This window comes from Bacteroides sp. AF25-38AC (assembly GCF_003602995.1).
Taxonomy (GTDB): Bacteria; Bacteroidota; Bacteroidia; order Bacteroidales; family Bacteroidaceae; genus Bacteroides; species Bacteroides uniformis.
Genome location: NZ_QTMD01000002.1, coordinates 76,811 through 88,615 on the forward strand (window position 1 = coordinate 76,811; position 11,805 = coordinate 88,615).

Sequence of the window (11,805 nt, forward strand, 5' to 3'; positions counted from 1 at the left end):
GGGTAGCAAAGGCAGCACAAAACCGCCTTTACCGAGCAAAGGTAAAAACTATTATTGAAATAATTCTTTAATTAGAGTAAAAACGCAACAAATCATAATTAATTTTCTGACACCCGCTGCATCCGCCCTATCAGTTCATCGCCCAGCGCCGTCTTCACCTCAATGTGTTTCAGCACAGCCATTACAAACGGATTGCTTTCAAAGTCGCCGCGTACCTGCTCAAAATCGAGTTCCTTTTCCAAGCGTGAGCCATCAGCTCCAAAGCCCGTCATGGAAGCCAGTGAAAATTCTTTCTTAGCATCCTCATACACCATGCGGTCGAGGCCAACTACTGCTTCTTTCCATTTTTCGACAATATGTATGACGTCTTCTGCCGTCATACCTTCCGGCTTGATACCATAGAACTCTTCCAACTTCTCATACGCCCAGGTCCATTCGTAGGTATAGTAGTTGCTGTGCATCTTCTCAAACTCGGCATTGATAGACTTCAAGCGATTGACTTTGCTGGACTCAATACCGTCTATCAGCGCATCTATCTCACTCTTTGGGGCTATCAATCCGGAAATATCCACCCATTCGCCGCTGCCAATGGCAGTATCGGGCTTCAAACGGGCACGTATTTCTTCATTGCTCCGGAAGTCAATGCCTTCCAAGCGCTTGATGACAGAGTTTCCGAGGAACTTATGAATGGCTATTTCATAGAAGCGGATACCTTTCACCAAAGCCGAGTTACGTATCTTCGCACTATGGAAAGAATAGATATCCGAAAGCTCGCCACTGGCATGACGCAGATTCTGCAACGTTTCCCGTCCCTTGAACATTTTCTGCACCGTGTAGGGGCTGAGAAGATTATAGTTGATGTAATCCAGTTTGTTCGGGTCGGTACGCCCGTCACGTTTCGGCCACTTCTGGGCATCACGGATGGTACCCACACTACGCAGGTTGACACCGGGTACAAGGTAGGTGGTATTATTCTGCTCTATCAAGTAAGAGAACGGCAGGTTCGAAGTATCAGAATGGTTGACATGGCGCCCCATTACCAAGGAAAACGCTCCCACCCTTGCAGGCCACAAGATGTACGAATCGGAAGTCGTCTTGGCACCACGCTCCAAAGTGCCTTGATGGATAGGCCCTAACTTATACATATGGTTGCTCTGATTGGACCCCGAACCGGCATTCATAAAGGAAAACATACCGGCAATCAGCAACGTGGATTTATGGTGTGTCACCGTATAAGGTCCGGCAAAAATAGCGCACGCCTCCCCGTTCTCTCCCTGGCAGTTGCTGAAAAACAAAGAATCCGAAGCAGAGTAGTTGTGTCCCAACTTGCATGCCTGCCCCACGAAGCAGCGGCTCAGCATAGCTCCGTCATCTACATGAGACCCGGTAGAGATGATGAAATCATCACAAATCACCCCATGCCCGATGTGTACCGGCGCCACCTCGTTGCTGTTGATGCTTCCGTTATACAGACGGCATGTACCACAGATGCGGCAATAATCACCGATGCGCACATTCTTTATGGAACCGGTGTTCAATATCATTACATGGTTCCCGATGCTTCCTACAGCAGAAGCATGTTTGTTGGAATAAAAATCCGTGATTTCCTTCATCCGTGCAATCAGCTCCGGGCGATGGCGGTAAAGCGCCAGAATATAGGCTTGGTGTGCGGAGAGTTTATCATTAATCAGCACCTCACGGCCTCCCGTCTCATTCAGGACAGACACTTCTACCCCGTTACCGAACTTCGACACACCGTCTACCAGAATAATATCCACATTCTCAATGAAGGTGTCATGCCCTATTTCATAATTGGCAATGTAGTTCTGGATATTCTCAATGCAACAGTTATCTCCCACCGTTACATTATGCAGCGTCACATGCCGCAAACCGGAATGCTTCCTGATTCCTCCCGGCAACATAAATTCTGAATGGAACACTCCCAAACACACCTCACCCGAAAAACGGGTATGATGCACAAATTCCGTTGAGAACTCTTCTGCAACGGTTACTTTCCCCCAATCATCAGCCAGACATGACTGGCTCTTCAACCGGAGAATTTCATCTTCGGTCAGTCTTCTGTAATTCATCCTTATAACGAGTTATGAGTTATGAGTTATAAGTTATTGCCTTTGCCGGCACTACCGATTCAAACCGCTGCCAGCAAATAACTCATAACTTATAACTCATAACTAAAATTAAACTTCTTCTTCGTAGGTCTGATAAAGAAAGTCATTATAGGGGTACTTCTGCACGTGCAATTCCTTCACACGCTGATAAACTACACTCTTCAGTTCCTCCATATTGATTTTTTCGCGGGCAGAAATAAAGAGGCAGTTATCCTCCATCTTAGCCATCCACGTCTTCATCAGTTCTTCGAGTGTCAAGTTTTCCTTGGTTCTGGGGGTAAGGTCGTCAGCCGCTTTCTCTATATAAGTATAAGCGTCTATCTTATTGAATACAAGAATCATGGGCTTACCGGCGGCACCGATATCTGCCAACGTCTTGTTCACAACTTCTATCTGTTCTTCAAAATCCGGATGAGAGATGTCTACGATATGCAACAGCAAGTCCGCCTCGCGTACCTCATCCAGAGTAGACTTGAAGGAGTCTACCAAATCCGTCGGCAATTTACGGATAAAGCCCACCGTATCGGATAGCAGGAACGGCAGGTTCTCAATAATCACCTTACGCACCGTAGTATCCAACGTGGCAAACAGCTTATTCTCTGCAAAGACTTCACTTTTCGAAAGCAAAGTCATCAATGTGGATTTTCCTACATTGGTATATCCCACCAATGCCACACGAATCAAGCGTCCGCGGTTCTTCCGCTGGGTAGACTTCTGCTTGTCAATCTCAGCCAAGCGCTCCTTCAACAATGACATACGGTTCAAGATGATACGGCGGTCCATTTCCAGCTGCGTTTCACCCGGGCCGCGAAGTCCCACGGAACCTTTACCTCCACCGGCACCGGAGCCACCACCCTGGCGTTCCAAGTGGGTCCACAAACGTTGCAGACGAGGAAGCATATACTTGTATTGCGCCAGCTCCACCTGCGTTTTTGCATTGGCAGTCTGGGCACGCATGGCAAAGATATCGAGAATCAGGGACGTACGGTCCAGTATCTTGATTTTGAGTTCAGCTTCTATATTGCGTATCTGCTTGGCGGAGAGTTCATCATCAAAAATCACCATGCCGATTTCGCGTTCGGCTTCTTCTTCATTCCGGATATACTCTTTAATTTCTTCCAGCTTGCCCTTGCCGACATAAGTCACGGAATGCGCTGCATCCAGCTTCTGGGTAAACCGCTTCACTACTTCCGCCCCGGCTGTCTCAGCCAAGAATGCAAGCTCGTCCAGGTATTCATTGGTCTTACGCTCATCCTGAGTCTTCGTGACAAGACCTACCAATACCGCTGTTTCTGCCTGCGCTTCGGAGATTACAAATTCTTTCATAGTTTCTATACCTTATTATATATACGTATTGTTGGTTCGGGCAGCAAATATAAATAATTTTGGCGGAAGCGCCTTAAAAAGGGGAATAAAATAAAAACAGACACAATAGAAAAATGGCATGTAAAATGAAGTCGAACTTCATCTTACATGCCATTTCAAATTACATGTTATCTAATTGCCAGAATAATCAGAACCCTTCCGGCATCTCCAACGTTTCCGTGAATCCCTGATACAGTACTCCCCATTTACCACTGTCAAGTACTACCAAGCCCTGCATCGGGAAAGACAACACGTTTCCTTTACGCTCCATACCTGCTGCTGCAAAGTATAGCATACCATAGTCCGTCTTGTCATAACCAGTAGGTTGAGGATCCCAACCTATCAGTTCTTGATTGTCATCGCTTAGCGTAAACATGATGGGATATCCTTTCGTAATGCAATCTTCCAGCTTATAGATATTAGCCTCTTTAGCCTTCAGCACAGGTTGATCCCAACCCTCTCCAAATAATTGAGATGTATAGTAGCCTGTACCTATATTGAGCCAAGTATAGTCACGCTTTATATTGACCGTCACCTTGGGTGAACCATAAACATAGGAATCTTCTTCAGGAATGGCAATAGTATAAGATGCAGTAGTACCCACAGCTATGTCAAACGCAATCTTTACTTCTTTGAGTGCTTCACCGGCAGCAAAATCAACCGTTGTCGGCACTGTTACGCTCTCCGCATCTGTAGTCAAGTGAATAGATGCAGCCGCATCCGTTTTCTGACGGCCGATTTTGACCACAAAAACCTGTTCATCATTCGGATAATAAGTCAAATCAGTGTTATCAGCATAAATATAAGCTTGTACACCCTCGGTAGGAACCGGAGAAGGCTCCCACTCCACACCGTCTGAACAAGCCGTCATAGCCAAACCGCATACGGCCAAGCCCAAAAACAATTTATTGAATATCTTATTCATATACAAATTCTATTAAAAGTTAGTTCATTGGTTAATTGTTACCCGGTGCAAACTCCCCTATCGGAGTAGGACGTTTAGCAATAGCACCGGACGGGTCCGGATTGTTCATTCCCTGAAGGGCAGTATTTGAATCGACCTCGGTCTTAGGAATCATCAATGTCCAGTTGGGCTTCACACCTTTACAGTTTATCTTGAAGATATCTTCTATAAAGTTGGTACCCTCATAATTCTGAATGACATCCGGTTTCAGACGTTTAGCCGTGGGGAATGCGATTCCCTCACCCCAGAACTCGATACGCATCTGTTTCAACACCTCAAGTTGGAAATTACGCAAATCACCCGTACTGAAATTGTAATTGCTCTGGCGGTACTGCTTCATAAAGTTATTCAACAACTGTACGCCTGCTGCCACATTCTGGCTGGCACCTACTGCTTCAGCCTCTATGAGATACATCTCTTCCACACGCATCACGGGAATATCTGCAGCCGCACCCACAGAATAAGTGTTATAGTCACCACCCACGGGGCGGAACTTCAATGACATATAATCCGGTTGTTCATCCAGCCATGCATTGCCTCTCACTGACTGGTAAGCGTAAGTACTTCTGTCCGGGTCAAGGTAAGAATATTTGCGGAAATCGGTAGCAGGAATCGCGTCATAAAGTGAACGTGCCATCTGGAGCTTAGACAAAGAAGCATATCCCCAATCCGCTTCATTGGAAATGTGACCAATGAAATTAGCAAGATTACCCATATTGGAAGCCGTGGGGTGAAGGTACCACATCCATGCAGAAGTAGCCGTATTGAAACCGGTAGTGGGATTATGCCACTGTGATTCGCTCATAGGTGTTGCTCCCGACTTATCAATAGCCTTGCGGGCATACTCGGCAGCTTTAGCAAACTGACCATCCCACATATATACTTTGGCCTTCAGACCATATACGACCGCCAAGTCAGGGAAGTTCTTACTGACAGGTGTATAAGACTCCAGACCTATCTCTGCCTTGTCAAGGTCGGCAAGAATGAAATTCACCAATTCTTCGTGGGTTGCACGCGGATTGCTCTTCGCAATGTCGTTAGTTGTTGCCTCAGTCACGATGGGCACCGTCAGCCCCAGTACCTTGCTACAATCGGTATAGATGTTTTCTACCGGTTCGAAAAGTACCATCAGCGTATAATAGTCCAATGCACGGAAAGCATGGGCTATACTTCCAAGCCCACGCATTTCATCGGTAATTGTGGGATCAGTCACATCAACGGCCGCAATCACGTCATTGGCCGATTTAACGAACTTATATAGGGTGAAGTAAGGCAAATATGAATAATAGCCGGTGTCGTTCATACCATTATTGGCATTGAAGCGCCACCACCAGTCATATCCGTAATCCGTAGCCACGACATCACCCAGCAGTTCTGTCTGGGCCAACATCAATGAGGGATAAGCAAGGTCGGTCTCATGTGTTTGCTTACCGTACACTAGATAGCCTTGTACCATTTGCGATGGCAAGCCATTAAGCGAAGCCTCAATCGCTGTTGCCGATGCACCAATCTGATCGGAGGTCGCTGTAGAATCTTCGGGAAAAACCTCTTCTATACAGCCGGTCAATACCGTGGCCGATACGACCATAACCGAAAATAGTTTGAATATATTCTTCTTCATAATCATTGTAATCTATATATTAGGTTTAGAACTCAAATGACACACCACCGGAGATGGTACGCATCGGTGAATAGAAAGTAGCATTGGTTGTCTCGTCGTATGACTGACGTGGGTCGAACCCTTTACGTTTAGACCAATAGAAAACATTTTCTGCCGACATATACACGCGCAATGAGTTGATGGCCAACTTTCTTGTCCACTTGGAAGGTAACGTGTAGCCCACATTAATATTCTGGATATTCAAGAAGCTTGCATTTGTCAAGAAGCGCGTAGACATTGCCCCTGAATATTGGTCGTTCATCTGGAAACGAGGGATATTAGTATTTGTGTTCTCAGGAGTCCATGAGTTCAGCAAATCCTTATGGTAGTTGTAACCAGCCGTACCATAAGGTGACGACATAAAGTAAGCATACGTACCATCATATTGCTTACCACCAATCTGGTAAGTGAAGTTTATGCCGAAGTCCACGCCATATACTTTCAGTTTGGTACCGAAACCACCATACACCTTAGGTATTGAGCTTTCCTCTGTGATGTAATAGTCAGCCTGAGCATGATTCGTAGTCGTTTCACGTCCGGTGATATTGCCGGCCTCGTCCTTGACATTCTTATAGAACAAAGACTCACCCTTTTCATTCACTCCGGCATACTCCTTCAAGCGCCATGTAAACATAGACAAATCCTCACCAATGAAGAAGCTTCCGTTAGAATAGCCCTTATATCCTTTTCCATCAGCTGTATACTCAGTAGTAATCAACTTATCAGGATCAAGCATCGTAATACGGTTCTTCAAGGTTGAAATGTTCACATTCACATCCCACGTAAAGTTACGTGTATCGAAGATATTCACATTGAAGTCCATTTCCACACCACTATTGACCATGTTACCAACGTTGTCCATATAGGAAGCATAACCCAATGATGGAGCCACGGTAAATGAGAACAACATATCCGAAGTCTTACGTCTGTAGTACTCGATGCTACCGGTTACACGGTTCCACAACTGGAACTCTGCACCGATATTGAAGTTAGTGTTGGTTTCCCAAGTGATGTCTTTAGTGCCCTTAGATTTAAATGAAGTACCAAGGCTGTTGTTAGAGTTGATAATGTTAAATCTATCCGTATAGAGGAAGTCACCGATATTGTCATTACCTTGTGAACCAATAGAAGCCTTCAGCTTCAGTTCCTGCACCCATGAAGCATCAAACCAGCTTTCTTTGTTGATAAGCCACGCACCGCCTACCGACCAGAATGTACCCCAGCGATGGTCCGGATGGAAACGGCTGGAAGCATCACGACGCAAAGAAGCCGAGCCGAAGATGCGTTCGTCATAATTGTATTGCAAACGGCCGAAGAAACCTTCATTGTTACGACGCTCTTTATAGGAAGAAGCACCTTGTCCGTCGATAATGGCACCATCCAATTCCTTATTGCCTTGAGAGAACATCTGCGACTTGCTGGCCCCAAGTTCATAGTAGCGATAATCATAATATTCGTGACCTAAAAGAATATCGAAGTTATTGTCGCCAAACGAACGGGCATAAGAAACAAGTTGTTGCAGGTTGTAATCGTAAGTACGTGTATGATACTTACTCACTGTACCGCCAGTGGAGTCGAACTGCCCGTAGTAAGGATTGTAAACGTAACTATGACGTGTCTCATCCAAGTTGAAAGCACCATTGAATGTCACCTTTAGGCCTTCTATAGGAGTTATATCTACAAAGGCGTTGCCGTTAATGGCATTTCCTTCAGAGTTTCTGGTATTTAGTTTATTGTCTAGAATAGGGTTGGCATCAGCAATGAAAGGACGCTGCATACCTGCATTGATACCACTACCGTAGTCCATCATTCCAATACCATTATTATCCACCATGATGCTGCCGTCAGCATTGCGCACGTAGGCGGGATAGATGGGAGCCATTTGGGTAACAAACGCCCATATATTACCGGTAGACGAACTGGTACCATTGTTACTCAACGAGTTAGAATCAAAACGTGCATATCCCATATTACCACCAATCTTCAACCACTTCTTTGCCTGATAGTCGGCTTTCAAACGGCCTGTCAAACGTTTCAGGTCAGAGCCTTCAGTGATACCCTCATTTCCAAGATAACCTAAAGAAACATAGAAAGAGGACTTTTCATTGGCTGCGCTCACCGAGAAGTTGTATTCCTGACGCAGACCGGTACGCATTCCCACATCTTCCCAATCATCCGGAGTCAGCAGATAGTCACGTCCTTTATAATTCACAACTCTACCCAATGTGGCGTTGGGATTAAGTTTACCGTTCTGACCGATGAGGAATTGCCCATCGGGAACTGTATATACATTGTATCCCAATCCACCGTTGGAGCCAAACAGATTCTTGTTTGCCTCAAGCCATGCAGCTTGGTCATTCATTCCCGTTGACTTATAATAATTGTTCATGGCACGATAATGCATCTCGTAGTACATGCCAGGATTGTCAATCACTTCATATTTCTGCAACGCTCGAGTGTTAGCACCCCACTTAGCATCAAAAGTCACCTTAGCCTCTCCCGACATATTGGCTCTTTTGGTAGTGATGATAATTACACCATTAGCACCACGAGCACCGTAAAGTGCATTCGAAGCTGCATCCTTCAATACTGTCATTGACTCAACGTCGTTAGGATTGATATTATTAATATCACCGCTATAAGGAGCGCCGTCCACAATAATCAGAGGGTCATTCTTTGCATTGATAGAACTAAAACCACGAATCTTGATGGATGATTTTGCACCTGGAGCACCGTCATTGGAAGTCAATGTCACACCCGGCACAGCACCTGCCAAAGCATCGGTAACATTCGTCACTTGCGACTGCTCCAGCTTTTCGGTACCAACCACCTTAGCCGAACCCGTAAATGCAGACTTCTTTGCTGTACCGAAAGCAACCACCATTACCTCATCAAGCATCTCAGTATCAGACTTCATCACCACTTTTACGCTGGATTTTATTGCCACCTCCTGGGTCTGCATACCAATATACGAAATTACCAGAGTTTTCGCGGAACTTGGTACGTTTGGTAATGTAAAATCACCATCTACACCGGTAATAGCACCAATTTGTGTACCTTTTACCAATACAGAGGCTCCAATAACTGGCTGCCCGTCTTCTTCAGAAATTACAACACCTGTAACCTTCTGGGTTTGGGCAGTTACTAGGCCTATTCCGACAAAAAGACAGGCCAATAACAGCATTAATTTTCTTTTCATAAATTCTCTCTTAAAGTTTAACTTTACATTAATTGTTTCTTTACTCTAACAAAGTGCAAATATATTAATAAAACTGAAACGAACAACTATTTTATTGAAAAAACCTTGTAAATCTATCAATTTGTTAATTAAACATGCCACTTTATGCTTAATAACAGATTTTTCACACTTAAAAAACCTAAACTGGCTTATGTTTACTATCACTATGATTCCCTCTTTTAGGATGATTTTTCCAAGAAATACACATATTTTAAAACAAAATGGTTAATAAATAAGCCGCTAAAACAGAGAACGGACCTGATTTTGAAACAAATTGAGAGTTCCCGGAGGCTAAATACCGATTAATAGCTAAACACAAAAAGACACTTTTTAGAGATATTAATTCTTATTCTAATCCCATCGAGCACAGAATATCGTCTTATTTGTTATTGGTATTAATTAAAATCAAGTAAAATGAGTAAGATTATTTACAATCTAGTGTACAACAGAAAAAGAAGCCTGAATAAAAAAGGAATGGCATTGGTACAAGTAGAAGCCTATTTGGACAGAAAGAAAAAGTATTTTTCAACCAAAGTTTATTTAAAGCCAGAACAGTGGGACAATAAAAAGCTTATTGTGAAGAATCATCCTAATGCAGATGCGCTGAATAGATTGATATATGAGTTCATGGCTATGATAGAAAAAAAAGAGTTGGAATTGTGGCAGCAAGGAAGGCGTATTTCATTAGAGTTACTAAAGGATGTTTTGAGCACAAGCGAAAACAAAACCTCTTTTATTCCTTTTTTTAGGCAAGAGATAGCAAACTCTACTCTAAAAGAAAGTACAAAACGAAATCATCTCTCCACTCTTTCATTATTACAACAGTTCAAAAAGGATGTAACCTTTTCTGATTTAACATTCGAATTCATATCCTCCTTTGAATATTTCTTGCAATCAAGAGGTTATCACACAAATACGATAGCCAAACATATGAAGCATCTGAAGCGACATATAAATGTCGCCATCAACAAGGATTATATGGAGATACAAAAATACGCTTTTCGAAAGTACAAGATTAAAACTATAGAAAACAAGCATACGCACTTATCTCCTGAAGAGTTGGAGAAGTTGGAGAAATTAAGCTTGGCTGGCAGATATACTAAATTGCAAAAGACTTTAGATGCATTCTTGTTTTGTTGCTATGCAGGAATGAGATATTCTGATTTTATCAGTTTATCACCCGATAACATCGTGGAGATTCGTCAAGAAACCTGGCTAATTTATAAATCCATAAAGACGAGTACAGAAGTCAGATTACCTCTTTATCTCTTATTCGAAGGAAAAGGGCTTGTTATTCTGGACAAATATCGGGATGACTTACAAAGCTTCTTTCATTTAAGGGATAACTCTAATGTGAACAAGGATTTAATTGTGATTTCCCGCCTAGCTGGTTTATCAAAAAAAATTTCATTTCACACTGCTCGCCATACTAATGCAACTCTATTGATTTATAATGGAGTAAACATTACAACGGTGCAAAAATTATTGGGGCATAAAAGTGTTAAAACCACACAAGTGTATACAAATGTAATGGATATGACTATAGTGCATGATTTAGAAAAGAACCATGCACTCATGCCTTTGCCTAAAAAAACACGAACTTAGCATAGCCAATACTACACTTTCATATCGTTAGTCATATACTTCTCCTTTAAAGTCTGTTCATTCACTATTCAGTTTCAGTTTGCTCGCTGCAAACTTACTGCATACGTTTTGCAGTACCACTGCATATTGTTTGCAGTATCACTGCATATTGCTTGCAGCCGCGCTGCATATTAGTTTGCAGTACCACTGCAACAGCTTTGCAGTATCGCTGCAATAGGTTTGCAAAATTTTGCAGTAAGAAACTACTGAGAATCAATTAAGTATAGTATAGTGTAAATAGAAGATTGACATTGGTGTGTTATCAATATTTAAGACTGATTGGAGGTGTGGAAGCAAATTTTGCTTCCACACTTTTGCATTGCTTCCACAGCGTCTGTAATGCCGATGAATAGAGGGATACAAGGAGCGGGTGGAAGTGTGGAAGCAAAAATGATGAAAACTGTTATGAAGAAACAACAGTTGTCTTGATTGTTTAGCTAATCACAAAGTTTTGAGTTTACTGTTTTTTGAAGCTATTGAAATATTCTTTTACATAGACTTTAGTACTTTCGCTAATAAAATGACAATGTAGAGTAAATGCTTCATTGAAAGCAGCTAGGATGATAGATGTTGACAAAAGATATTCTTCATATAAGAGGAAGAATCATTTAAAATCTTTAAGCAACGTATTAACTTTATGATATACATATGATAACCAAGTCATTAATCCAACAAATAGTATCACAGCAGTAAGGTTTTATACATTGTACCCCTATACATACACCTTGTGAGAAAGGAAATTTCGCTATAGTGATTTCTATTACATGGTATAATCGCTTGATTATTAATAAAATAAGAGTGTTGT

6 protein-coding genes are annotated in these 11,805 nt (G+C 42.7%); 1 reads left to right on the plus strand and 5 read right to left on the minus strand.

The window, feature by feature from the left end:
• Positions 1-98: 98 nt before the first annotated feature.
• The 5 genes from DWY55_RS01850 to DWY55_RS01870 form a co-directional block, all read right to left on the minus strand.
• The gene (locus DWY55_RS01850) at positions 99-2,090 is read right to left on the minus strand and encodes a DUF4954 family protein (protein ID WP_022402282.1); all 1,992 of its coding nucleotides are present in this window, start codon (positions 2,088-2,090) and stop codon (positions 99-101) included.
• 108 nt (positions 2,091-2,198) lie between these two features.
• Positions 2,199-3,455 (minus strand): GTPase HflX, encoded by a 1,257-nt coding sequence (gene hflX, locus DWY55_RS01855; protein WP_005824258.1) that lies wholly within the window; start codon positions 3,453-3,455, stop codon positions 2,199-2,201.
• 187 nt (positions 3,456-3,642) lie between these two features.
• Positions 3,643-4,419, minus strand: a complete 777-nt coding sequence (locus DWY55_RS01860; protein ID WP_022402281.1) for a hypothetical protein — start codon at positions 4,417-4,419, stop codon at positions 3,643-3,645.
• A gap of 31 nt (positions 4,420-4,450) precedes the next feature.
• Positions 4,451-6,079 (minus strand): RagB/SusD family nutrient uptake outer membrane protein, encoded by a 1,629-nt coding sequence (locus tag DWY55_RS01865; protein ID WP_225982625.1) that lies wholly within the window; start codon positions 6,077-6,079, stop codon positions 4,451-4,453.
• Between the two features lie 25 nt (positions 6,080-6,104).
• A complete protein-coding gene (locus tag DWY55_RS01870; protein ID WP_005835064.1) occupies positions 6,105-9,317 on the minus strand; it encodes a SusC/RagA family TonB-linked outer membrane protein in 3,213 nt (1,070 codons plus the stop codon).
• Positions 9,318-9,770: 453 nt separating this feature from the next.
• Between DWY55_RS01870 and DWY55_RS01875 the strand changes: the two genes are divergently transcribed.
• Positions 9,771-10,961: a site-specific integrase gene (locus tag DWY55_RS01875; protein WP_005824324.1), complete on the plus strand. Its 1,191-nt coding sequence runs from the start codon at positions 9,771-9,773 to the stop codon at positions 10,959-10,961.
• Positions 10,962-11,805: the final 844 nt, after the last annotated feature.